General features: G+C 70.7%; 21 protein-coding genes and 1 tRNA gene. 6 read left to right on the forward strand and 16 right to left on the reverse strand.

Translation table 11 applies throughout. The features are described 5' to 3' along the window. Positions 1-274: 274 nt before the first annotated feature. The 5 genes from HNR02_RS03100 to HNR02_RS03120 all read right to left on the reverse strand — a co-directional run bounded on the left by HNR02_RS03100 (position 275) and on the right by HNR02_RS03120 (position 5,421). Positions 275-676: a hypothetical protein gene (locus HNR02_RS03100; RefSeq protein WP_179771712.1), complete on the reverse strand. Its 402-nt coding sequence runs from the start codon at positions 674-676 to the stop codon at positions 275-277. A gap of 260 nt (positions 677-936) precedes the next feature. Continuing rightward, the gene (locus tag HNR02_RS03105; RefSeq protein ID WP_179771713.1) at positions 937-2,880 is read right to left on the reverse strand and encodes a hypothetical protein; all 1,944 of its coding nucleotides are present in this window, start codon (positions 2,878-2,880) and stop codon (positions 937-939) included. A 1,073-nt stretch (positions 2,881-3,953) separates the two neighbouring features. After that, a tRNA-Ala gene (locus tag HNR02_RS03110) sits at positions 3,954-4,026 on the reverse strand. 103 nt (positions 4,027-4,129) lie between these two features. After that, the gene (locus tag HNR02_RS03115; protein ID WP_179771714.1) at positions 4,130-4,909 is read right to left on the reverse strand and encodes a DsbA family protein; all 780 of its coding nucleotides are present in this window, start codon (positions 4,907-4,909) and stop codon (positions 4,130-4,132) included. 5 nt (positions 4,910-4,914) lie between these two features. Further along, positions 4,915-5,421: a MauE/DoxX family redox-associated membrane protein gene (locus tag HNR02_RS03120; RefSeq protein ID WP_179771715.1), complete on the reverse strand. Its 507-nt coding sequence runs from the start codon at positions 5,419-5,421 to the stop codon at positions 4,915-4,917. A 119-nt stretch (positions 5,422-5,540) separates the two neighbouring features. Here HNR02_RS03120 and hrpB point away from each other — a divergent pair, with 119 nt between their 5' ends. Further along, positions 5,541-7,985 (forward strand): ATP-dependent helicase HrpB, encoded by a 2,445-nt coding sequence (gene hrpB, locus HNR02_RS03125; protein WP_179771716.1) that lies wholly within the window; start codon positions 5,541-5,543, stop codon positions 7,983-7,985. Here the strand turns inward: hrpB and HNR02_RS03130 are convergent. Further along, positions 7,973-8,752: an ion transporter gene (locus HNR02_RS03130; protein WP_179771717.1), complete on the reverse strand. Its 780-nt coding sequence runs from the start codon at positions 8,750-8,752 to the stop codon at positions 7,973-7,975. The genes hrpB and HNR02_RS03130 overlap by 13 nt on opposite strands. A gap of 89 nt (positions 8,753-8,841) precedes the next feature. On the opposite strand from HNR02_RS03130, the gene HNR02_RS03135 reads away from it, so the two are divergent. Together HNR02_RS03135 and HNR02_RS03140 are read left to right on the forward strand one after the other, a co-directional pair. Continuing rightward, entirely contained in the window at positions 8,842-9,756 is a 915-nt protein-coding gene (locus tag HNR02_RS03135) for an ATP-binding cassette domain-containing protein (RefSeq protein ID WP_179771718.1), read from the forward strand. After that, positions 9,753-10,511 (forward strand): ABC transporter permease subunit, encoded by a 759-nt coding sequence (locus tag HNR02_RS03140; RefSeq protein WP_179771719.1) that lies wholly within the window; start codon positions 9,753-9,755, stop codon positions 10,509-10,511. The genes HNR02_RS03135 and HNR02_RS03140 overlap by 4 nt, the downstream gene beginning before the upstream one ends. Positions 10,512-10,513: 2 nt before the next feature. Here HNR02_RS03140 and HNR02_RS03145 read toward each other — a convergent pair whose 3' ends face one another. Genes HNR02_RS03145 through HNR02_RS03155 form a run of 3 tightly spaced genes read right to left on the reverse strand, consistent with a single transcriptional unit; the run spans position 10,514 to position 13,597 of the window. Next, positions 10,514-11,164 (reverse strand): response regulator, encoded by a 651-nt coding sequence (locus HNR02_RS03145; protein WP_179771720.1) that lies wholly within the window; start codon positions 11,162-11,164, stop codon positions 10,514-10,516. A 13-nt stretch (positions 11,165-11,177) separates the two neighbouring features. Then, on the reverse strand, positions 11,178-12,833 hold the full coding sequence (locus tag HNR02_RS03150) for a sensor histidine kinase (protein WP_179771721.1): 1,656 nt from the start codon (positions 12,831-12,833) through the stop codon (positions 11,178-11,180). A 38-nt stretch (positions 12,834-12,871) separates the two neighbouring features. Then, the gene (locus tag HNR02_RS03155) at positions 12,872-13,597 is read right to left on the reverse strand and encodes a dienelactone hydrolase family protein (RefSeq protein ID WP_179771722.1); all 726 of its coding nucleotides are present in this window, start codon (positions 13,595-13,597) and stop codon (positions 12,872-12,874) included. A gap of 27 nt (positions 13,598-13,624) precedes the next feature. On the opposite strand from HNR02_RS03155, the gene HNR02_RS03160 reads away from it, so the two are divergent. Genes HNR02_RS03160 through HNR02_RS03170 form a run of 3 tightly spaced genes read left to right on the forward strand, consistent with a single transcriptional unit; the run spans position 13,625 to position 14,865 of the window. Beyond that, on the forward strand, positions 13,625-13,834 hold the full coding sequence (locus HNR02_RS03160) for a hypothetical protein (RefSeq protein ID WP_179771723.1): 210 nt from the start codon (positions 13,625-13,627) through the stop codon (positions 13,832-13,834). After that, complete coding sequence (locus HNR02_RS03165; RefSeq protein WP_179771724.1) at positions 13,831-14,436, forward strand: hypothetical protein; 606 nt, start codon at positions 13,831-13,833, stop codon at positions 14,434-14,436. The genes HNR02_RS03160 and HNR02_RS03165 overlap by 4 nt, the downstream gene beginning before the upstream one ends. A 57-nt stretch (positions 14,437-14,493) precedes the next feature. Next, the gene (locus HNR02_RS03170; RefSeq protein ID WP_179771725.1) at positions 14,494-14,865 is read left to right on the forward strand and encodes a VOC family protein; all 372 of its coding nucleotides are present in this window, start codon (positions 14,494-14,496) and stop codon (positions 14,863-14,865) included. Here the strand turns inward: HNR02_RS03170 and HNR02_RS03175 are convergent. The 7 genes from HNR02_RS03175 to hutH form a co-directional block, all read right to left on the reverse strand. After that, on the reverse strand, positions 14,844-15,068 hold the full coding sequence (locus HNR02_RS03175; protein ID WP_179771726.1) for a hypothetical protein: 225 nt from the start codon (positions 15,066-15,068) through the stop codon (positions 14,844-14,846). The genes HNR02_RS03170 and HNR02_RS03175 overlap by 22 nt on opposite strands. Before the next feature lie 11 nt (positions 15,069-15,079). Next, positions 15,080-16,201, reverse strand: a complete 1,122-nt coding sequence (locus HNR02_RS03180) for an inorganic phosphate transporter (protein WP_179771727.1) — start codon at positions 16,199-16,201, stop codon at positions 15,080-15,082. 72 nt (positions 16,202-16,273) lie between these two features. Continuing rightward, complete coding sequence (gene hutI / locus HNR02_RS03185; RefSeq protein WP_179771728.1) at positions 16,274-17,419, reverse strand: imidazolonepropionase; 1,146 nt, start codon at positions 17,417-17,419, stop codon at positions 16,274-16,276. Further along, complete coding sequence (locus HNR02_RS03190) at positions 17,407-18,684, reverse strand: formimidoylglutamate deiminase (protein WP_179771729.1); 1,278 nt, start codon at positions 18,682-18,684, stop codon at positions 17,407-17,409. The genes hutI and HNR02_RS03190 overlap by 13 nt, the downstream gene beginning before the upstream one ends. Next, positions 18,681-19,829 carry an allantoate amidohydrolase gene (locus HNR02_RS03195; RefSeq protein WP_179771730.1) on the reverse strand — a complete coding sequence of 383 codons (1,149 nt, stop codon included), beginning with the start codon at positions 19,827-19,829 and terminating at the stop codon, positions 18,681-18,683. Before HNR02_RS03195 ends, HNR02_RS03190 begins: the two co-directional genes overlap by 4 nt. Continuing rightward, on the reverse strand, positions 19,826-21,478 hold the full coding sequence (gene hutU, locus HNR02_RS03200; RefSeq protein ID WP_179771731.1) for a urocanate hydratase: 1,653 nt from the start codon (positions 21,476-21,478) through the stop codon (positions 19,826-19,828). The genes HNR02_RS03195 and hutU overlap by 4 nt, the downstream gene beginning before the upstream one ends. Beyond that, positions 21,475-22,989 carry a histidine ammonia-lyase gene (gene hutH / locus HNR02_RS03205; protein WP_179771732.1) on the reverse strand — a complete coding sequence of 505 codons (1,515 nt, stop codon included), beginning with the start codon at positions 22,987-22,989 and terminating at the stop codon, positions 21,475-21,477. The genes hutU and hutH overlap by 4 nt, the downstream gene beginning before the upstream one ends. Between the last annotated feature and the right edge of the window lie 46 nt (positions 22,990-23,035).

A 23,035-nucleotide genomic window follows, 5' to 3' on the forward strand; every position in this document is an offset into this window, starting at 1 on the left:
TCGCCGTAGCGCTCGGCGTGCAGGATGCCTTCCACGATGACGTGAAAGCCGTTGTCGAGGGCATGGCGCGCCACGGTCGAGACGAGTCACGCCTCCGGGCACGTCACGTTCTTTGAGGATGGTCCGCCGGACGACGTCCTGGGCCACGACGGCGCAGGTCCGGCCGAGGCGGGACCGGACGGCCAGCGCGACGGAGCTCTTGCCCGATCCCGAGTTCCCTCGCACGATCGCCAGGCACGTCGACTTCGATCCGGTAGGTGCCATCGGCAGCAGTCTAGGCAGCGGAACCGTCGCGACAGCCGCCGCGCGGGATGTGTCGCTTTCGCTGTATGTCCGCGCGGGGCCACCAGTGCACGGTGCCGTCGATGAGGTCGGCGGTGTGTTCGGGTGCGTCGTCCGGGTAGTTCTCCCAGTGGGATTCGCCCGGTCCGTCGTGGACGCGTATGCCTTCGGCGTAGATGGCGAACAGGAAGGCTCCGGCCGTGCCGTGAGGGCGCTGGTGGACCCAGTTTGGCATCGCGGCGGTGGGAAGGGTCTGCTCGATCCAGCAGCGGGCCTCGTCCTCAGTGGCGGCATCGTGTTCGGCGACGCAGGCGACGTTGTCGTCATCGCCGATGCCCAGCAGGATCGCTGCGCCGAATCCGGTGCGGACCTCGGCGGTGGTCGCGGTGCTCAATGCGGTTCCCCCTCGTGTGCTTCGGCAGGGACTTTGAGCATGCGCCCGTTCCGGTGATCCCGCCAACCACGCCCACGGGCTTGTTCTCGGCATTGTCGCCGGTCAGCGCGGGCGGGACACCGTCCACGCCGACGGTACGCGGCAGGTCACGGGGCGATTCCGCCGACGCAAAGCCGCTGGCCACAGTGCGGCGCCGGTGTCCGTGCCGGGATAGTCCTCGACAGTGGCCCGCCTCAGCTTCCAGCCGGTTTCGGGCCGGGTCACCGTAAGATTTCGGCAGGAAAGTCGGGATCGTCGAGCGCGATGCTGATCGCTGAGATGGCTTGGGCAACGGCGATCGCAGCGTGGGTTGTGGGCAAGCCGTCGAGTGCCCCGGCCGGTTCGCCTTCATCTGCCACTGCCGACTTGAACAGTGCTGCTCCCGGGTCGGGGCACGGTGGCTGTTCGCGGAGGAGTGCGGGCAGGCGCCGAAGGACCTCGACGGTGCGGCTCCACCAGATATTGATCTCGTTGCGGAGGGCAGGTTCGTCGCGGGGGTCGTTGCTGCGCAAGGCGGGCAGGTCGGCTGCGAAGCTTCCGGCGACGGCGGGGTCGAGAGCGGTTGCGGCGATGAGGATGTAACTGCGCAGGCGCTGCACTGTCCGGTTTTCGTCATCGGTGGAAAGCAGGACGCAGGCTGTTGCGGCGGGATCGAGGAACAGCTCGCGAGCGATCCGAGCCGGCGTGTCGGGTTGGGCGGCCGCCGCGGCCGTGATCAGCGACAGGACATCGCGAGCCTGCCGGACACGCTGGCTGGCGCTGCCCGAGGGCGGGAGTAGGTGCTCAAGCACGAGGTAGAGGTCGCTGTAGGGGTCGCCGTCAGGACCGTCGTCGTCCTCGCGGAGAGCTTCGATGGCCCGTAGCGGGGGCAGTAGAAGGCCCGCGATTCTGCTTTGCTTCTTGACGTCGGCTGCTTTCGCGATGGCGTCGGCGCCCAGGGTGATTAGTGCGTGGTGGACGACGTGGTGCAGCGGCCCGGCAGTGACTGTGATGTCGGAAAACGGTGACCCGGGTTCGTTCAAGGTTGGGCCGTCGAGCAGGTCGGGACGCAGCAGCGCTGCGCGGACGAGCACATGCGCCTCGGCCGCGGCAGCGAGCTCCTCGTCATCGTCTTCCGCAGCCATGGCGAGGCGTTCATCGTCGAGTTCGGCGAGGACGCCAACGGCGGGGCTGAGGTCGTCGCATTCCAGCTTGGCGAGCCAGAGCCACGGAGATTCGGCGTGGTCGGCGAGGTCGTGGGTCAGGGTCGCCAGGACGCGCAGTCCCGACCACAACAATGCCCGGAGCTGCTCGCGGCTACGCCGTTCATCTGCGTCATCGTCGAGGTCGTCGCTGCGGCGGTTCCATTGCAGGTCGTGGCGCTCCATGAAGTCTTCGACGAGCACATGGCCACGCATCCGGTCGTCGTCGTAGCCGATGGCCGGCTGGTCGATCTCGGCGCGGATCGCCTCCAGCAGCTGCTGCGCCAGTGCGGAATCGCCGCCGCCGTGGGGGGTCAGGGATCGTCTGGTGCCGGATACGGCCTCGTGGCGGCCGGCGGCGATCAGGAGGGTGCCGAGTTCACCCGCCAGTTCCCGACCCCAGGGGTGTTGCTCGGCACCGGCAACGAGGTCGGCTGCATCGACCGCTTCCGGGGTATAGCGGCTTTCGCCGGTAGGGTCGTGCAGCTCGCGCACGGCGCCAGCGATCAGGAACTGGGCGGCCATTCCGAGTAAGTCGTCGCGAAGGTGTTCCGCGACTGAGAATCGCGGACCGTCCTCGGGCAGCGGCGGTAGCCAGTCACCGTCGGCGTCCGGGGCGGCCAGTTTGACGGCGCGTAGCGATTCGGTCGTCCAGCCCAGCAGTGCGGGTGCAGCGTCAGCGAGGTGACGGCCGAGGCTCGCCCCGATGGCCGTGGCGATCTCCAAGACATCGGTGTCGACCGCGAGACCAATCATGGCGCCGTCGCGATATCCCACCACCCGCATATCGAGAAGGCCGGGACCGTCGTCAGTGTCGTCCTCGTCGGCAAGGGAAGGGTCGTCTTCGTGGTCGAGCCATGGGACCGCGGGTACGTCCCAACCGGCCTTCAGCAAGTCGACGATCAGCCCCGGCAGTTGCGCCCCGGCCGCCGCGTCCGCAATCGGCTCTGGTGCTGTCATTTCCAGCCACACGGCGTATGGCACACCCTCACCCCTCCACCCACCGGTTTCGCTGACCGGTGCCAGTTTAGGGCGAGAGCCGTATGCCACACGCCTACGTTTTCGGCGATGCCGGATTCGTGTGGAGCGGCTGGTCAAGCCCGGGCAGCGACGATCAGGGGCGGCAGGACTAACCAGGTCAGCCCGTGTCGCGCCCCCGATTGAGCACAGCAGAAAGAACGGAGACATAACGAAGCCCAGACTAACCGTTCGCAAACGCAAACATGACCTTGAATTCGCCGAAGTCGCAGGTAGAAGCCCTGCAAACAAAGAACGCTTCAAGATCACCACGACCGAGCCCGTGGGCTTTCAATCCCTGGGTTTCGCGCACCAACGGTGTCAGGTAGTGCCGCGCAAGGTTGTCTGCGCAGGCCAGGCTGAATTTCTCGCGATCGTTAGTGGCGAACAGAGTCGCGGCGTCGTGTCGAGTGCTGCGTGAGCAACGGGGCTCAATCGGAGACCTGGATCGGCCTGCGCGCGTACGTCGAAACGCGCGACTTACCCCGTTCCAAGCGGGACTACGCGGCACCCGAGCATGGCGGTTAGATCAGTCTGCGGCTGTTCCTCATTCGCTTCGGTGACCCGCGTTCGCCCCAACAGGTGCAACTCGACCTCGGCGAGAACCGTGGGGGCACTCAACGCCCGCTCCGGTTCGATCGGTCCTGACCACTCCGCGAACCACACGCCCTGCGTTGCCAGCGGCCGCCCACTCAGATGCTGACCGTCGACGTGACCGCGGCTGTCCCCGGACCCTCGCTGGCTCCGGCCGCAACCGAAACCAGCCGACGCCGAATCGAGACTGGACAAGGATGCCCGGCTGCCACAGGCCCGCATCAACCGGGCGCCACCAGAAGAAACCTTGACAACAACACCCGAATGGGTGAACAACCTGGGGCAGTTCGCGTGACCCCATTTCGCCCAAAATCAGCCACTGCCCCAGTTTTGCCCCAGTTACTGAAGGGTAACTGAAGCGAGATCCACAATGGACAAAAGTTTGGGCTACCGGAAAAAGACGCCTGACCTGCGAAAACTCGCAGGTCAGGCGATCTTGAAAACTGTGGAGCTAAGGGGACTCGAACCCCTGACCCCCACACTGCCAGTGTGGTGCGCTACCAGCTGCGCCATAGCCCCGGAGCGAAGGTGAACTCCGCATCTCGTCTGCGACTACAGTACATGACCCCCCGATGGCTCGTGCACGGGGGGTCGACCGCCTGGGGCCGACCCCCCGTGCACGTCAGCCGGCCTGGTTGACCAGGTTCGTCAGCCAGTTCTGCTGCGTCCAGTCGACCATGGTGCCGTTGTGCAGCACCGTCGGTGTGCCCTTGAAGTTCGGGTCGTTCTCGACCTCGGCGAGGGCCGCGTTGAGCTGCTGGTCGTAGGTGCCGCCGTTCACGCACGTGGCGAACTCCGGCGCGGTGATGCCCAGGTCCTGGCCCAGTTTGATCAGCTGCGCGTTGTCGTAGCCGCGTTTGCCCTCTTCGGGCTGGGACGCGAACAGGCTGTCGTGGTACGGGGTGAACTTGCCCTGGTCGGCCGCGCACAGAGCGGCGTTCGCCGAGGCCAAGGAGTAGCCTGCCGGGTCCGACTGGTTCACCAGCAGCGGGATCATGTGGTACGTGACCTGCACGGTCCCGGCCTGGATCTGCTCCTCGATCTGCTTGCCGGACTGCTGCTGGAGCTGACCGCAGTAGGGGCACAGGAAGTCGGCCCAGATGTCGAGCTTCACCTTGGCGTCGGCGTTCCCCGAGACCACCACGGCGCCCTGCCGCTCGTCCGCGGTGTCCAGCGCCGCCGAGGCCGTCTGGGGCGCGATGGTGGTGCCCTCGGTCTTGTTCTTCGACGCGTTCGTCCAAACCACCCCGCCGATGATCAGTGCGGCGAGCACCACCACGGCGATCACCGACACGATCGTCTTCCGGCCGGGGCCGCCACCACCACGGGCCTGCGTCACCGCCCTGGCCCCCGCGTTCTGCTGCTGGCGGCGCTTGCGCGCGGACCGTTCCGCTCCACCCACGTTCTTCAGATCCTCTCTTCCTCGGTCTCGAGCCGCGGCGCCCCGCCGCGCAGCCAGCCGTCCAGCGCGAACCGGGTCGACGGGCGCACGATCAGCCAGGTGGCCAGAACCAGGAAACCGACGTCACGGGCGATTTCCTGGGGGTACTGGGTCTGCCCCGCCGCCACCTCGCCGCCGCCGCCGAAACAGCCGCAGTCGATGGTCAGGCCCCGCGCCCACGACTGCGCGACCCCGGCGATGAACACCACGAGCAGCGCGGCCGAGGCGACACCCACCCAGCGCGTGACCAGCCCGAGCAGCAGGAAAGCGCCGAGGGCCAGTTCGAGCAACGGCAACGCCGTCGCGACCGGGTGCAGCAGCGCCCCGGGCAGCACGTCGTAGGCCTTGACGGCCAGGTACGTCTGCCCCGAATCGCTGATCTTGGCGACCCCGGAGACCAGCCAGACCGCGGCCAGACCGAGCCGCACCAGGGTGCCGACGGCGTCGAGCACGGAGGGGGACGGGCGGAACACGGTCCCAGGCTAACGGCCCGCCCTGAGAAACCTGTGAGGTCCGCCGCTCGCGGGCGAACGCCATACGACCGGGTGACCAGGAACGTGATGTCCGGCCGCGGGCTACGGTGGCTCCCGCCATGAACCTGCCCGATCTTCCCGTCCGCGCGGTACTCGGCGATCTCGCCACCGCACTGGACGCCCACGGCACAGCGGTACTGGTCGCACCGCCCGGAACAGGCAAGACGACGGTCGTCCCGCTGGATCTGATGACCCGGGCGGACGGCCGGATCGTGGTCGCCGAGCCGCGCCGCCTCGCCGCACGCGCCGCGGCCGCCCGGATGGCCGCGCTGCTGGGTGAACCCGTCGGCGAAAGCGTCGGCTACTCGGTCCGCGGTGACCGGAAGGTGTCCCGCCGCACGCGCATCGAGGTGGTCACCTCGGGGCTGCTGGTCCGGCGCGTGCAGAACGACCCCGAACTACCGGGTGTCGCGACCGTCCTGCTGGACGAGTGCCACGAACGCCACCTGGACGCCGACCTGCTGCTCGCGCTTCTGCTCGACGTCCGCGGCGGCCTGCGTGACGACCTGCGGCTGCTCGCGACCTCAGCGACCGTCGCGTCCGGACGCCTGGCCGAGCTGCTCGGCGGCGCCCCGGTGGTGACCGCACACGCCCGGACGTACCCGGTCGAGACCACGTACGTCCCGCCCGCGCGAGGCGAACGGGCGGAGGCGTGCGTGGCCCGCGCGGTGCGCAAGGCGCTCGCCGAGGGGGACGGCGATGTTCTCGCATTCCTCCCCGGCGCTGGTGAGATCGCGCGGGTGGCCGGAATGCTCGACCTTCCCGGTGTGGACGTCCTGCCACTGCACGGTCGGCTGTCACCCAGCAGGCAGGACGCGGCGTTGCGGCCCGGTGACCGCCGCCGGGTGGTGCTGGCGACGGCGGTGGCCGAATCGAGCCTGACCGTGCCGGGTGTGCGGGCCGTCGTCGATTCGGGGCAGGCCCGTGTTCCGCGCGTGGACCACCGCCGGGGGTTGCCCGGCTTGGCGACCGTACGGGTCTCGGCCGCGGTGGCCGAGCAGCGCACCGGGCGCGCCGGCCGCGAGGCGCCGGGACGGGCGTACCGCTGCTGGCCGCGACACGAGCAGGCGGGTCTGCCCGCCTACCCCGAGCCCGAGATCCGGACCGCCGAGCTGTCCCGGCTCGCACTGGAGCTGGCCTGCTGGTCGACGCCCGACGGCGCCGGGTTGTCCTGGTGGGACGCACCGCCGGCCGGGCCGTTGGCGGCGGGCCAGAACCTCCTCCGCACCCTCGGCGCCCTCGACGGCGACACCGTCACCGACCGGGGCCGTCGCATGGCCGAGCTGGGCCTGCACCCACGCCTGGCGCGTGCCCTGCTCGACGGCGCCGCCGAGGTCGGCCCCCGCCATGCGGCGGAGGTGGTGGCACTCATGGATGCCGGCGGCACCCTGGCGGACGTGGACGCCGAGCTGCGCCGTCTCCGTGACGACCGCGGCTCCCGCTGGCACACCGACACCCGCCGCCTGGAGCGGCTGGTGACCGCCCGTCTCGGCTCCGCGTTTGGCCAGCCGATCGCGGATCGGTCCCCCGCCAACCCGGTGGCTTCGTCGACACGTTCACCGCGAACGCCGAACGCGCCCGATCCGGCGCTCGTCGTCGCGCTGGCGCATCCGGAGCGCTTGGCACGTCGGCGGAGCCCGGACTCGCCGGTGTACCTGATGGCCGGTGGCACCGCGGCCGAGCTGCCGTCGGGGAGCGGGCTCGGCGACGCGGAATGGCTCGCGGTGGCGGAGGCGACCCGCGACCCCGGCCGCGCGCACGGCATCATCCGGCTGGCCGCGCGAGCGGACGAGGAGCTGGCCGTGCGGGCCGCACCGAATCTCGTCACCGAACGGGACGAGGTGACCTGGTCCGGCGACGTGGTCGCGCGGCGAGTGCGGAGGTTGGGAGCCATCGTCCTGCGTGACCGGCCCTTGCGCGAACCGGATCCCGCGCTCGTGCGCGAGGCGCTGGTCGTGGGCCTGCGCGATGGCGACATCCTGACCTGGACCGCGGACGCGGATCGCCTGCGGTCGCGGATGGCGTTCCTGCACGCCGTTCTCGGTGCGCCTTGGCCCGGGGTCGGCGACGACGCACTGCTGTCCAGAGTGGACGACTGGCTCGAACCCGAACTGTCCCGGGCCCGCCGCCGCGCTGACCTCGCCCGCCTCGACACCGCGGCCGCGCTGCGGCGGCTGTTGCCGTGGCCCGAGGCGGGCAGGCTGGACGAACTGGCACCGGACCGGATCGAGGTGCCCTCCGGGGGCCGCTTCCGCATCGACTACTCGACCGGGAGCCCGGTGCTGGCGGTGAAGCTGCAGCTCGCGTTCGGCTGGCGGGAAACCCCGAAGGTCGCGGGCGGGCGCGTGCCCGTCGTGCTGCACCTTCTCTCCCCCGCCGGACGGCCGGCGGCGGTCACCAGCGATCTGGAATCGTTCTGGGCGAACGGCTATCCCGCGGTACGGGCCGAGCTGCGCGGGCGCTATCCCAAGCACGCCTGGCCCGCGGACCCTCATGCGCCGTAGGAACGCTCCGGCGGCGACGGCAGTGTGCCCTCCAGCTCCTCGTCCTCGTCCTCGTGCAGCCCGAGGACGACCGCCTGGCGGATCTGTTCCCGGTTCTCCCGCACGACGTGGGCGAAGAACGCCTCGGTGCGTGGATCGATCAGCACCTCCAGCATGACACGCATCGTGGTGTCCACAAGGGACCTGAGGACCTCGTCGTGGAAGGGCAGGCGGGACAGGCGGCCCGCCTGCCGGTCGGCCTTGATCTTCTCGGTGACGATGGCGCGCAGCATCTCCTGATTTTCGCCGAGCGAGCGGGCCAGGTTCTCCGGGTAGTTGCCGGTCTCGATGACCTTGACGACCTCGTCGAGCACCGCGATGGTGATCGGCTTCTTGATGGCCAGCACGATCGGCCGGGACATCCGCTCGACCAGACGCTGGGTGAACAACTCGCCGAACGCCCTGTCCGCGGTGCGGGCCAGCCGCACGGCCACGATGACGATCCGCAGCAGACGGAAGCTGCGCAGCGCTGGGTGCGCGATCGGGATCATGCCGAGGATCTCGTACCAGTTCCGCAGGGGAAAGCGCTTGTCCCATCGGGCGCGGGACCACCGGTACAGGAACTCGATCAGGAACACCCCGCAGATCGAGGCGTCGATGACGAAGATGCGGTGCGCGGTCTGCGGTGAGTGCGGAAAGAACGTCACGTAGACGACCAGGCCGACGGAGACGACGGCCAGCGTCAGCATGGCCAGGTCGAGCGGGCTCACCCTGCGCCGAAAACTCATGCGCCGCATTCTGCCCTGCCGAAAGTGCAGGTGGCCGGATACCCTTCGGCAGATGTGCCCGGGCGTGTCCGGAACCTACGTTCGAGCGCATGATCACGGTAAGGGCGCTGACGAAGCGCTTCGGCGAAAGAATCGCCGTCGACCAGCTCACCTTCGCGGTCGAGCCGGGCAAGGTGACGGGCTTCCTCGGCCCGAACGGGGCGGGCAAGTCGACCACCATGCGCATGGTGGTCGGCCTCGACCGGCCCACCTCCGGCGAGGCACTCGTGGACGGCACGCGGTACGCCGAGTTGCGGTGGCCGCTGCGCGCGGTCGGCGCGTTGCTGGAAGCCAAGGCCCTGCACCCGGGCCGCTCGGCGGGCAAGCACCTGCTGGCGATGGCACGCAGCAACGACATTCCCGACCGGCGGGTCGAGGAGGTGCTGGCCACCGTCGGCCTGTCCGATGTGGCCGGCAAGCGTGCCGGGCAGTTCTCGCTGGGCATGGGCCAACGGCTCGGCATCGCCGGGGCGTTGCTCGGCGACCCCGGGGTGTTGCTGTTCGACGAACCGGTGAACGGGCTCGACCCGGACGGCGTGCGGTGGGTGCGGCAGTTGGTGCGGTCGCTGGCGGCGGAGGGCCGCACGATCCTGGTCTCCAGCCACCTGATGAGCGAGATGCAGCTGACCGCGGACCACCTCCTCGTCATCGGACGTGGCCGCCTGCTGGCCGACGCGCCGCTGAACGAACTACTCGCCGGCGGTTCGAGCGTGCGGGTGCGCTGCGCGGTCCCCGGCGACCGTCGGCGGCTGGCCGGGCGACTTCCCGGCGCGCACGTCGAGGGCGATTCGCTGCTGGTGCCGGGCGCGTCGGTGGAGTCGATCGGTGACCTGGCCTTCGAGCTGGGTGTCCGGCTGCACGGCCTGAGCGAGGAACGGGCCTCACTGGAGCAGGCGTACATGGAACTGACCGCGGACGCGGTCGAGTACGGCGCGGACTCCGCGCGGACGGTGGGTGTGCGATGACGACGACCGCGGCGATCCGTTCCGAGTGGACGAAGTTCTGGTCGGTCCGCTCGACCGGGTGGGGCCTGGCCGGGGCCGTGGTGCTGATGCTGGTGGTCGTGGTGCCCTCGGCTACCTCGCTGGCCTACAACCGCGACACCGAGGAGTCGGCCGCGGGGCTGGTGGCAGGCGGGACCTTCTTCCTCGCGCAGTGCGCGGTGATCGCGCTGGCGAGCCTGTTCATCGCGGGCGAGTACGCGACGGGCAGCATCCGCGCGACGCTGCAGTGGGTGCCGGTGCGGCACCGGATGCTGGCGGCGAAGGCGTCGGTGCTCGCGCCCGTGTTGTTCGTGCTCGGAATCGTCGCGGCAGCGGTGGCGATCGCGGTGGCGACACCACTCATGGACGGTTACGGCCGCCCAGCCTCTGCCGGTGAGGTCATCCAGGCATGTGCCGGTAACGGGGCCTACTTCGCGCTCACCGGCGTGCTCAGCCTCGGTATCGGCACCGCGTTGCGGAGCGTCGCGGTCAGCATCACCGTGTCGTTCCTGGTGATGCTGATGTCGGCGATGGTGTTCGGTTCGCTGGGTCTTGGTGTCGCCGACTACATGCCTGGCGTCGCCGGAGCGAGCGCACTGGTGGCGTCCGGGCAGCCGAACCCGGTCTCCGGGTCCGTCCCGCCCTACCCGTCGTGGGCCGGGCTGCTGATCCTCGCCGCATGGACCGCCGCGGCGCTCGCCGTGGGCCACGAGGTGCTGCGGCGCCGTGATGCGTGAGTTCACGGCACTATCCCCGCCTCGTAGGCGATGATCGCGGCCTGGACCCGGTTACGGACGCCGAGCCTGCCGAGAATGGTGCTGACGTAAGCCTTCACGGTGCCCTCCACTACGAACAACTGCTCGGCGATGTCCGCATTGGACAGTCCCGCTCCGACGAGTGCGAGCACCTCGCGTTCACGGGCGGTGAGGACGGTGACGCGGTCCCGGGCCGTGCTGGCCCGGGACACGCGGTCACCGGACAGCTGGGCGATCACCCGTTGCGCCACCTTCGGCGACAGGAAGGCCGCCCCGTCCGCGACCGCGTGCACCCCGGCGAGCAGTTCGCGGGGGTCGCCGGACTTGAGCAGGAACCCGCTGGCACCGCCCGCGAGCGCGCGCTCGATGTAGGCGTCCTCGCCGAACGTGGTCAGCATGATGACTCCGGTCTCGGGGAGCAGGCCCCGGATCTCCTCGGCCGCCGCGAGCCCGTCCAGGTGGGGCATGCGGATATCGACGAGCGCGACGTCCGGCCGGGTGCGCCGGGCCTGCTCGACGGCCTCCCGGCCGTCCCCGGCCTCGGCGACGACCTCGATACCGTCGTCGGCGGACAGGATCGCCGCCACGCCGGCCCGGATCATGGCCTCGTCGTCGGCCAGCAGTACACGGATCACGACAGTCCTTTCCTCACGTGGCCTCTCGCACGTCGGTCAGAAGTTCCTTGTGCACGAGTCGGTCACCGGCGAAGCAGAGCCGGTAGGCGTCGAACCGCAGCTGCAGGATGCTGCGGCCGGTGCCGTAGTACTCGCAGGTCACTCCAGGTGGCTCGGGCGCCTGGACGTGGGGGTCGCGTTGCCGCTCCGGGAGAACCGCCGCGACTTCGGCGCGGGGCTGCCCGACGCGCAGTCGCTCGTAATCGGCGGGTTCCAGCACGGAGGTCTGCCACTGGTAGAGGTTGACGGTCCCGACCACGCCCAGGAGCCCGGCCATGATCGACGGTGGCACGACGAGCGCGGCGACCAGGCGCCGTCGCACCTTGCGCCGGGCCTGACCGTGCTGCCGGGCCGACTCCGACTCGGTGGTGTCGACCGGCGCGGGCCCGGCCGCGTGCGGGAGGCGGGCCACCACTTCGAAGCCGCCGTCGCGGGGACCGGCGTGAAGCGTTCCGCCCAGGAGCCGTACCCGCTCCCCCAGCCCCGCCAGGCCCCGGCGACCGGAGACGGTGCCCGGAAGGGGCCCGGCCGGTGGCGGGCCGTTGCACACCTGGACGACGGTTTCGTCCGGCGCTCGTGCGATGCGGACGGTGACCCGCGCGCCGGGAGCATGTTTCGTGACGTTGGTCAGTGCTTCCTGGATCACCCGGTACGCGGCGCGCTCGACCATGGGCGGAGCCGGATCCTCCGGGACGGACCCGGGTGGAACCACCACAGCGCCGGAAGCACCCCGGCCATCCGGAGACGGATGGCTACCGGCGAAGACCCGTGCCGACGCAGGGGAAAGCACCGCGGTGCTGGACGAAGCCCGCTCACCCGGCGCAGATGGCTCTTCGTCGAACGCGATGTCCACACCGGATGCCCGGGCGCGTTCGACCAGCCCGGCAACGCCACCCTGCACCGGTTCGACCGGGACTGCGGCATCCTCGCGCAGGACGCCGATGATCTCGCGCAGACGCTCGGTCGCCGCGGCGGCGTTCTCGCGCAGGGCCTTGGCCTCTGCGCTACCCGACATCTCCAGCGCGGCCGCGCGGAGTGCGATCAGACTCAGCTCGTGCCCCAGCGAATCGTGCATGTCGCTGGCGATGCGTGCCCGCTCGCGCAGCCGCGCCTCCTCCGCGACGATCCGCTGCCGCAGCTCCAGCTCCTCCGCGCGCTGCCAGCCGGACCGCACCAGGTCCTCCCGCGTGCGCATGTACCGCCCGAGCTGCCACGGCAGCACCCCGGCGAACAACAGCACCCCGGCCATCGCGCCCCAGTCCGCCATGGCGTGGCGGCCGATCGCGAGCGACATCGGCACGGCGAACCCCGCCACCGACAGGAAGGTCACCAGTGCCGGACGCACCGACTCCATGCGCCTGCCCGCCAGGTAGGCGAACGGCACCATCAGCAGCACCGGCCACGCCGGGACACGACCGCCGAAGTTGAACAGCATCGCGGTGCTGGACGCCACGGCAGCGGTCAGTGACAACCACGGGCTGCGGCGCGCGACGCCGACCGCGACGACGATCGCGACCACACCGCCGATCTGCTCCCACGGCTGCGCGTTGTGCCTGCTCTCATAGAGCAGCAGTGCCACCACCGGCGCACCGGCCAGCACTTCGAGCGCTCGTCCCCAGACTCTCCCCATGTCACGGAACGTTACCGGCGGCCGTGGGCGAGCGGTATCTATCGAAAGTCAGATTTCGTGGTCGTCCGGACGAAGTCGAGCACCTGCGGCCAGGACAGCGCGAACGCCTCGGCGTTGACCGGGTTCCCGTGCCGCGTCTTACTGGAGAAGCCGTGTTCCGCGTCCGGGTACACGTGGATCAGGCTGGCGCCGGTCGCGCGGCCCTGCAGCGCTGCCTGCAGCTCGTCGAAGCGCGAGCGTGGCACCAGGTCGTCCGCCGTGGGGTACAACATCATCACGGGCGCCTTGATGAGCCCCGCGTGCGCGACGGCGTCCATCGTGTGATTCGGCGGGGTCTCGCCGGGCACCGTCGGGTGGTAGGCCACCACACCCGAGAGACGGTGATCCCGGCCACCCAGGATGAGCGCGAACCGCCCGCCGAGGCACCAGCCGATCACGCCCGCGCGGGTGCAGCCGAGGTCGCCAAGGAGGTGGTCCAGCAGCTGCCCCTGCTCGTCCATCGCGACCGCGTCGTCGAGTTCGGGCATCTTCGCCAGCAGATCGGGGATGGAGGTGTCGTCGCTGCTCACACCGTGCCACGGATCCCACACGAGTGCGGTGACACCGGTCGCGGCGATCGCCTCCGCCCACTCGCGGACCTGCTCGCCGACACCGGTGACCATGGGCAGCAGCAGCATGCCGGATTCGCTGCCGCCGACGGGCCGGGCGAGGTGGGCGCCGAGGCCGTTGACGGTGATCCGCGACGTTTCGATGTCCTGTGTCATGCCGCGACATTAGGCATGATGATCGGCATGGCCGAACGCACCCTGGCCGAGCAGCTCGGCGCCGAACCGCCCGCGGGCGTCGCCGCGCTGGACCCGGCACACCAGCAGGACCTGGCGGACGCGCTGCGCACCGCCCGGCGACGGCAGGCGGCGGCGCTGGCCAAGGCCGGCAACGACGCCCTCAAGTTCGTCCCGGCGCTGCTGCGGCCCGCCATCCGGAAGGCCGTCGGACTGTGACGCCCGCGGAAGCCGAGATCCGCAAGCTGGCCCGTGTGCTCGGCGTCGGCGGGGAACGACTGGCCTACCTCGCCGACGTGCCCGTCGAGGACCTGCGTGAGCTGCGTGAACGTGCGACGACCGTGCTCTTCGACGCGCACCTGGGCGTGCTGGAACGCATGGCGGGCGCGAGCAAACTGCTGCCGACGCCGGTGCTGGCGAAAATGGCCGAGCGAGTGTTCGGCCCGCTGCTCGCCGCGCGCATCGCCGGTCTGGTCGAGGCCTCGCGCGGAGCGGAGATCGCCGGCCGCCTGTCACCGGTGTTCCTGGCCGACGTGGCCGCGGAACTGGATCCACGCCGGGCGCGCGGGATCATCGCGAAACTGCCGGCGCCGGTGGTCGTTTCGGTGGCTCGTGAGCTGACCCGGCGGCAGGACTGGGTCACCATCGCGCGGTTCGTCGACCACCTGCCGGATTCGACGATCGTGACCAGCCTGGAGTTCATCCCGGACACGGCGCTGCCCGAGGTCGCCGCCCTGCTCGACGATCCGTCACGCATCGCGAAGGTGCGCGACCTGCTGCCGCCCGACCGGCTCGCCAAGCTGCCCGGACACCTCCGCTGACGCGCGGGTTCCGGTTCTTCCAAGACCGCGACCCTGGCCGCGCGGGACGATGTCGTGGTGATCAGGAGAATCTTCCCGTACGTCGAAGGAAAAGATCCCGCCGCCTCGCGTGACTTCTACGTCGAAGTCCTCGGGCTCGAGGTGGCGATGGAGGATCCGGTGCTCGGCCTGCGTGCCCCGGCCAACCCGTCCGCGCAGGTCCTCATCCCGCCCGCCGGGATGGACGAAATCGTGCCGCGGGTCGGCATCGACGTCGGGGAACCGGAAGCGGTCGACGCGGCACATGCCGAGGCGCTGCGCCGGGGCCTGCGGATCGTCTATCCGCTCACCGACGAGCCGTGGGGCGTGCGCCGCTTCTTCGTGGAGGATCCGGGCGGCACGGTGGTCAACGTGCTCGCGCACCGCCCTCAGGCGGCCACGATGAGGTAGATGCCGTACCCGACCACGGCCGCGCACACGACGAAGCACGTGCCCGCCGTGACCGCGCCCGCGGTGCCCGTCCCGCCGTTCTCGCGCGCGTCGGCCCGTGCGGCCACTCCGCGTACGCCGACCGCGAACAGCCCGGTCACCACCGCGACGGCGGCGAGGGCGACCACGAACACGCTGCCGAGTGAAGCCCAGTCGATTTCCATGGCGCTCCTCCTCAGGCCGCCGCGGGAACGGCTCGGTCGGGTTCGGTCATGGACTTCGCGGTCACCGGATTGCGCCGCGACCACATCCAGATGCCCAGCGCCGCGGCGAGGAGCGCGGCGACCACCACGACGGTGCCGACCGTGCCACGGGTCGCGATTTCGGCGGCGACCGCCCCGACCGCGGCCGCGGCGGGCAGGGTGAGCAGCCAGGCCAGCGCCATCCGGCCCGCGACGCCCCACCGGACCTCGGCCAGCCGTCGTCCGACGCCAGAGCCGATGATGCCGCCTGAGCACACGTGCGTGGTGGACAACGCGAAGCCGAGGTGCGAGGACGCGAGGATCGTGGCGGCCGCGCTGGTCTCCGCCGCGAAGCCCTGTGGCGTCTGCACGTCGGTGATCTTGCGGCCCATCGTCTGGATGATCCGCCAGCCGCCCAGGTAGGTGCCGAGCGCGATCGCCAGACCGGCGCTGAGCACGACCCACAGCGGCGGCCCGGATCCCGGGGCCAGCGAGCCGGACGAGATGAGCGTCAGCGTGATCACGCCCATGGTCTTCTGCGCGTCGTTCGTTCCGTGCGCGAGCGAGACCAGCGAAGCCGACAGCACCTGTGCGCGCTTGAACGACTTGCCCACCACGTCCTCCCGCACCTTCGCGGTGATCCGGTAGACGAGGTAGGTGCCGACGACCGCGACCAGCCCGGCGACGACCGGCGAGGCGACGGCGGGGATCAGGATCTTCTCCACGACCTCGGCGAAGTGCACCGCGTCGGCGCCGGAGGCGACCCACGTCGCGCCGATCAGCCCGCCGAACAACGCGTGCGACGAACTGGACGGGAGGCCGAACAACCAGGTCAGCAGGTTCCACAGGATCGCGCCGACCAGGCCGGCGAACACCACCACCGGGGTGATCCTCGTGTCGTCCACGATCCCCCCGGAGATCGTCTTGGCGACTTCGACCGACAGGAACGCGCCGACGAGGTTCAGCACGGCGGAGATGCCGACGGCGACCTTCGGTCTGAGGGCGCCGGTGGCGATGGAGGTCGCCATCGCGTTGGCGGTGTCGTGGAAGCCGTTGGTGAAGTCGAAGGCCAGCGCGGCGATGATCACCACGAGGACGATCAGGGAGAGGTCCACGATGCGAAGGTAACCGTCCGGGTGAACACGTACCCGGGAACGCCGATGAACTCTCGGTGAACGCGTTTCGCCTTACGCCACAAGCTTTCCCTTTCGCCACACTTGCCACGTCAACGGCACTCCCGGGCGATATGCGAGGTCTGTCCGGGATTTCGCTGCGAGCACGTGGAGATCAGCGCGTGCGCCGGGACGGATGACGCCGACGTCTCCGCGGCGAAGAGCCTGCGCACCCCCCAGCGTCGCGGCGCGGACGGCCTCTTCGACCGACAGTCCCATCTGCAGGACCGCCGTCGCCACGCAGAAGTTCATCGACGTGGTGTAGGAGCTGCCGGGATTCGCGTTGGTGGCCAAGGCGATCTTCGCTCCCGCGTCGAGAAGGCGCCGCGCCGGGGCGAGTGGTTGGCGGGTGGACAGGTCGCAGGCCGGGAGCAGCGTCGCCACCGTGCCGGATCCGGCGAGCGCTTCGATGTCCGATTCGGACAGATGAGAGCAGTGATCGACGCTGGCGGCGCCGGCCCGCACCGCCAGCCGGACCCCGGGACCGGCGCCGAGCTGGTTTCCGTGCACCCGCAAGCCCAGACCGCGCTGCTTCGCCGCGAGCAGGACCCGTTCGGACTGGGCCTCGTCGAACGCTCCGGTTTCACAGAACACGTCGGCCCAGTGCACGGAAGACGCGACCGCGTCGAGCATCTCGCCGCACACGAGGTCCGCATAGGACTCGGCGTCCGCGCCCGGCGGCACCACGTGCGCGCCGAGGAAGGTGACCTCGTCGACCACCTTCGCCGCGATCCGCGCAGAGCGCGCCTCGTCGGCGACCGTCAGGCCGTACCCGGTTTTGGTCTCCAGACAGGTCGTGCCCTGGCGCGCCGCCTCGGCGACGTGCCACCGCAGGTTCGCGGCCAGCTCCGCGTCGCCTGCCGCCCGGGTCGCTTCCACCGTGACCGCGATGCCGCCAGCCGAGTACGGCTCACCGGCCATCCTGGCCTCGAACTCGGCGGTCCGGTCGCCGGCGAACACGAGGTGCGTGTGGCTGTCGACCCAGCCGGGCAGCGCGGCGCGGCCCTCGACGTCCACGCGCTCGTCCGCGTCCGGTGCGCGGCTCGCCGGGCCGGCCCAGGCGACGACCGGACCGTCCACCACGATCGCCGCGTCGTGCACGGTGCCGAGCACTTCGTCGTTGGTGGTCAACTCGCCGATGCCGGTGATCAGGATCGCCACAACGCCTCCACCTCGTCCGCCAGCGCCGCCGCCGGGCGCTCGACCAGCTGGTGCACCCCGTCCCGCACGATCCAGCGACCACCGACCAGCACATCGGTCACGTCGGCGGCGGAGGCGGCGAACACCGCCCCGCCGGGCGCGGTTCCGGCCGTGCGCACCGAGTCCAGCGCGATCACGACCAGATCGGCGGGGGCTCCGCCGGTCAACGCGGCCGGGGGCTGCCCGATCGCGCTGTGATCGCTGGCCGCCGCCATCAACTCGCCGACGGCGAAGCACCCGCGTTCCTCGGCCGCGAGCCGTTCGTGCAGTTCGAGCGCCCGCAGTTCGGCGAACGGATCGATCACGGCCTGGCTGTCGCTGCCCAGGCACAACGCGGCACCCGCGTCCGCCAGCCGCCGCGCGGGGCCGATTCCGTCGCCGAGGTCCCGTTCGGTGGTCGGACAGAAGCAGACCCGGGACAACGAGCTGATGTCCGTGTCCGTGAGATGGGTGGCGTGCACGGCGACGGTGCGCGGTCCGAGGACACCGGCGCGGTGCAGCAGTTCGGTGGGCGTGCATCCGTGGCGGGCGCGGCAGTCGTCGTTCTCGGATCGCTGCTCGGAGAGGTGGACGTGCAGCGGGCCGTCGTAACCCGCGAAGAACGGCAGCTGCGCGGCGGGAACGGCGCGGACGGAGTGCACGGCCGCGCCGACCACCGCTGTCCCGGGCTTCAGCGCCGCGAGACGTGCGGCCCAGCCGTCCACGTCGCCGTCGCCGAACCGGAGCTGCACGCCGGACAGCTCACGGTCGAAACCGCCTGCCAGATAACAGGTGTCGAGCAGGGTGAGGCGGATACCCGCCTCGGCGGCGGCCTGGATCAGGGCGTGCCCCATCGCGTTCGGATCGTCGTAGTGCCGTCCGCCGGGCGCGTGGTGCAGGTAGTGGAACTCACCGACGGCGGTGTACCCGGCGAGCGTCATCTCGGCGTACACGGCGCGGGCCAGCCGGAGGCAGGAGTCCGGGTCGAGTTTCGCGGCCAGCTCGTACATGCGGTCGCGCCAGGTCCAGAACGTGCCGCGGTCGTGGTGCGTCCGTCCGCGCAGGGCACGGTGGAAGACGTGCGAGTGCGCGTTGGCGAAGCCGGGCAGCACGAGACCGCGCAGCACGGTCCCTTCCCGTGGCACGTTCGGTGTGACGGCCGTGAGCAGACCGTCCGCGGTCTCGATCCGCACGTCCGAGGCGACTCCGCCCGGCAACCACGCGTGCTCGGCCCACAAGATCGTCATCTCGACAACGACTCCAGAACCCGGGTCAGCGCGACCACACCCGCCTCGATGTCGGTGTCCTCGGCGAACTCCTCCGGCGCGTGGCTGATGCCGGTCGGGTTGCGCACATACAGCATCGCGGTGGGCGCGTGCGCGGCCAGGACCGCGGCGTCGTGCCCGGCACCGGTCGGCAGCTCGGGTGCGCCGAGCAGGTCCGTCAGACGGTCCCGCAGCGTCGGGTCGAACGTGACTGTCCCGCTGTAGGACTCCTCGGTGACGGTGAGCGTGCACCCTTCGGCGGCAGCAGCTCGCTCGGCCACTCCGGTCAGTTCCGCCACCACGTCGCGACTGTGCCCCCGCGCGTCCAGCCACAGGTCCACGGTGGACGGGATGACGTTGGTGCCGCCCGGATGCGGGACCAGACGACCCACTGTCGCGCGTGCGTCCACAGTAGACGCGATGCGGCGCGTGGCGAGAACGGTTTCGGCGGCGGGCAGCATCGGATCGTGGCGGTCGCCCAAAACTGTCGTACCCGCGTGGTTCCCTTCTCCCATGAACGAGAACCGCCACCGCCCGTGCTCGATCACGGTGCTGCCGACGCCCACCGGCACGTCCAGGCCCCGCCCCTGCTCGACGTGCAGTTCGACGAACGTCCCGATGCGGCTCAGTGCCTCCTCGTCCCGTCCGATGTGCACCGGATCCACTCCGGCGGAGGCCGCGGCCTCGGCGAGTGTCACGCCATCCGCGTCGCGCAGAGCCCGCGCGCGGTCGGGCGCGAGAGCACCCGTGAGGAGGCGCGAGCCGAGGCACGGCACGCCGAACCGGCCGCCCTCCTCCTCGGTGAACACGATCACGGCGAACGGCCGCGCCGGACGGTCCATCCGGGACACGGCTTCCAGCGCGCTGATCACGCCAAGCGGGCCGTCGAAGGCGCCACCGCCGGGAACGGAGTCGAGATGACTGCCGGTCACCAACGCGTCCGGCCCCGGTGTACCCCACCACGCCCAGAGGTTGCCGTTGCGGTCGGTTTCCACGTCCAGGCCACGACGCCCGGCCTGCTCGCGGAACCAGTCCCGCATCTCGGCTTCGGCCCGGTCGAAACCGTGCCGGGCATAGCCGCCGCCGGGAGCGCGACCCACGTCGGCGAGGTCGTCGAGCAGGCTCACGGCTCCTCCCGCATCGGCACCCGCATCCCGCGCTGCGCCGCGACCTCGGAGGCGCGTTCGTACCCGGCGTCGACATGCCGGAGCACGCCCATGCCCGGGTCGTTGGTCAGCACCCGCTCGATCTTCTGTGCGGCAAGCGGAGTTCCGTCGGCGACGCACACCTGGCCGGCGTGGATCGAGCGGCCCATGCCGACGCCGCCGCCGTGGTGCAGCGACACCCAGGTGGCGCCGGAGGCGGTGTTGACCAGCGCGTTGAGCAGTGGCCAGTCCGCGATGGCATCGGAGCCGTCGGCCATCGCCTCGGTCTCGCGATACGGCGAGGCGACGCTGCCCGCGTCCAGGTGGTCGCGGCCGATCACCACCGGCGCGGACAGCTCGCCACTGGCGACCATCTCGTTGAACCGCAGCCCCGCAAGGTGCCGTTCGCCGTAGCCGAGCCAGCAGATCCGCGCCGGAAGTCCCTGGTACGCCACACGTTCACCGGCGAGCCGGATCCATCGGACGAGAGAATCGTTGTCCCCGAACAGATCGAGGATGGCGCGGTCGGTGGCGGCGATGTCGGCCGGGTCGCCGGAGAGCGCGGCCCAGCGGAACGGTCCCCTGCCCGCGCAGAACAGCGGCCGGATGTAGGCGGGCACGAAACCCGGGTAGTCGAAGGCCCGTGCACAACCGCCCAGTTTCGCCTCACCACGAAGGGAGTTGCCGTAGTCGAAAACCTCTGCACCGGCGTCGAGGAAACCGATCATCGCCTCGACGTGCTCGGCCATCGATTCGCGTGAGCGGTCGGTGAACTCGTCGGGTTTCGCGGCCGCGTAGTCGGGCCAGTCGGCGACGTCGACACCGCGTGGCAGGTACGCGAGCGGATCGTGGGCCGAGGTCTGGTCGGTGACGATGTCCGCTTCGAGTCCGCGCCGCAGCAGCTCGGGCAGGACGTCGGCGGCGTTGCCGATCACGCCGACCGACACGGCTTCGCCGGCCTTCCTCGCGGCGGTCACCCGCCGGACCGCCCCGTCCACATCGGAGGCCAGCTCGTCGAGGTACCGGGTGTCCAGACGGCGCCGCGCCCGCGCCGGATCGCATTCGACGACCAGAGCCGTTCCCCCGTTCATCGTGATCGCCAGCGGTTGCGCACCGCCCATTCCGCCCAGTCCGGAGGTGAGAGTCAATGTTCCGTTCAGCGAACCGCCGAACCGTTTCGCGGCCACCGCCGCGAAGGTCTCGTAGGTGCCCTGCAGGATCCCCTGCGTGCCGATGTAGATCCACGAACCGGCGGTCATCTGCCCGTACATGGTCAGGCCGAGCTTCTCCAGCCTGCGGAACTCGGGCCACGTCGCCCAGTCACCGACGAGGTTCGAGTTCGCGATCAGCACACGAGGTGCCCACTCGTGCGTGCGCAGGACGCCTGCCGGCTTGCCAGACTGCACCAGGAGCGTCTCGTCCTCGGTCAACGTGGTGAGGCAGCGGGTGATCGCGTCGAAGCTCGCCCAGTCGCGGGCGGCCTTTCCGGTGCCGCCGTACACGACCAGGTCCTGTGGTCGTTCGGCGACATCGGGGTCGAGGTTGTTGTGCAGCATCCGCAACGCGGCTTCGGTCTGCCAGTTCCCGGCCGTCAGCGTGGTTCCGCGGGCGGCACGGACGGTGCGGCTCATGCTTCCTCCAGTGCGGTCAGGACGGCTCCCGAACGGACGAGTTCCTCGGCGGCCGCGATCTCCGGTGCGAGGTGGCGGTCCGGGCCCGGCGCGGGCACGCGTTCCCGGAGCAGGTCGCGGGCCGCGGCCGTCACCGGCGCGGGGCGCAGCGGCGCGCGGAAGTCGAGCGCGCGGGCGGCGGTCAGCAGCTCGATCGCCAGCACGGACGTCAGCCCGTCGACCGCGCGACGCAGCTTGCGGGCGGCGGACCAGCCCATCGAGACGTGGTCCTCCTGCATGGCGCTGCTGGGAATCGAGTCGACCGAGGCGGGCACGGCGAGCCGCTTGAGTTCGCTGACGATCGCCGCCTGCGTGTACTGGGCGATCATGTGCCCCGAGTCGACGCCGGGGTCCTCGGCGAGAAACGCGGGCAGCCCGTGCGAGCGGGTCACGTCGAGCATGCGGTCGGTGCGGCGTTCGGCGATGCTGGCGACGTCGGCGATCGGGATGGCCAGGAAGTCCAGGACGTAGGCCAGTGGCGCGCCGTGGAAGTTGCCGTTCGACTCCACCCGTCCGTCGGCGAGGACGACGGGGTTGTCGATCGCCGCGGCCAGTTCCCGGTCGGCGACCGCCTCGGCGTGCGCGACGGTGTCACGGGCGGCGCCGTGCACCTGGGGCGCGCAGCGCAGTGAGTAGGCGTCCTGCACGCGGGTGCACTCCGGGCCGCGGTGGCTGGCGACGATCTCCGAACTGGCGAGCGCGGCGAACATGCGGCGCGCGGACGCGGTCTGACCCGGGTGCGGGCGCAGCGCCTGCAGGTCGGCGGCGAAGGCTCGGTCGGTGCCGAGCAGAGCCTCGACGCTCATCGCGGCTGTGAGGTCGGCCGTGTCGAGAAGGCGGTGGAGGTCGTCCAGGGCGAGGACGAGCATGCCGAGCATCCCGTCGGTGCCGTTGGTCAGCGCCAGGCCCTCCTTCTCGGCGAGGGTGACCGGTTCGAGGCCCGCCTCGGTGAGCGCTTCGGCAGCCGAGCGGCCGTCGACAAGCTCGCCCTCACCCATCAGGGCGAGCGCGACGGCCGCGAGCGGCGCGAGATCGCCGGAACAACCCAGCGAGCCGTATTCGTACACGACCGGAACCATGTCCGCGTTGAGCATCGCGGCCAGCGCTTCGGCGGTGGCCGGACGGACACCGGTGTGCCCGGAAGCGAGCGTGCGCAAGCGGAGAAGCATCAGGGCGCGCACCACTTCCGGCTCGACGGCGGTGCCGGTGCCGGCGGCGTGTGAGCGGATGAGGGACCGCTGCAGTGCGGTGCGCCGGCCGGCCGGGATGTGGCGGATCGCGAGGGCGCCGAAGCCGGTCGAAATGCCGTAGGTCGGCCGGTCGGCGTCCGCGAGCGCGTCGATGTGGCGGCGGATCTCGCCGAGGTTCTCGCGCACCTCGTCGGACAGCTCGACCCTCGCACCGTTCCGTGCGACCGCGACGACCTGCTCCCGGTCGAGGGGCCCGTGGTCCATCCGCACTGTGCGCGTCATGTGCCTATTGGACCTCGCCCGGCGGGTGACCGGAGGTCACCGCGGA

It is taken from the genome of Amycolatopsis endophytica, from assembly GCF_013410405.1.
GTDB lineage: Bacteria > Actinomycetota > Actinomycetes > Mycobacteriales > Pseudonocardiaceae > Amycolatopsis_E > Amycolatopsis_E endophytica.

Bases quoted from the DNA above. Each gene is read 5' to 3' on its own strand.
- hrpB (WP_179771716.1), top strand. From the start codon at position 5,541: ATGAACCTGCCCGATCTTCCCGTCCGCGCGGTACTCGGCGATCTCGCC.
- HNR02_RS03135 (WP_179771718.1), top strand. From the start codon at position 8,842: ATGATCACGGTAAGGGCGCTGACGAAGCGCTTCGGCGAAAGAATCGCC.
- hutU (WP_179771731.1), bottom strand. From the start codon at position 21,478: ATGAGCCGCACCGTCCGTGCCGCCCGCGGAACCACGCTGACGGCCGGG.
- HNR02_RS03190 (WP_179771729.1), bottom strand. From the start codon at position 18,684: ATGACGATCTTGTGGGCCGAGCACGCGTGGTTGCCGGGCGGAGTCGCC.
- HNR02_RS03155 (WP_179771722.1), bottom strand. From the start codon at position 13,597: ATGACACAGGACATCGAAACGTCGCGGATCACCGTCAACGGCCTCGGC.
- HNR02_RS03150 (WP_179771721.1), bottom strand. From the start codon at position 12,833: ATGGGGAGAGTCTGGGGACGAGCGCTCGAAGTGCTGGCCGGTGCGCCG.
- HNR02_RS03130 (WP_179771717.1), bottom strand. From the start codon at position 8,752: ATGAGTTTTCGGCGCAGGGTGAGCCCGCTCGACCTGGCCATGCTGACG.
- HNR02_RS03160 (WP_179771723.1), top strand. From the start codon at position 13,625: ATGGCCGAACGCACCCTGGCCGAGCAGCTCGGCGCCGAACCGCCCGCG.
- HNR02_RS03140 (WP_179771719.1), top strand. From the start codon at position 9,753: ATGACGACGACCGCGGCGATCCGTTCCGAGTGGACGAAGTTCTGGTCG.
- HNR02_RS03175 (WP_179771726.1), bottom strand. From the start codon at position 15,068: ATGGAAATCGACTGGGCTTCACTCGGCAGCGTGTTCGTGGTCGCCCTC.
- hutH (WP_179771732.1), bottom strand. From the start codon at position 22,989: ATGACGCGCACAGTGCGGATGGACCACGGGCCCCTCGACCGGGAGCAG.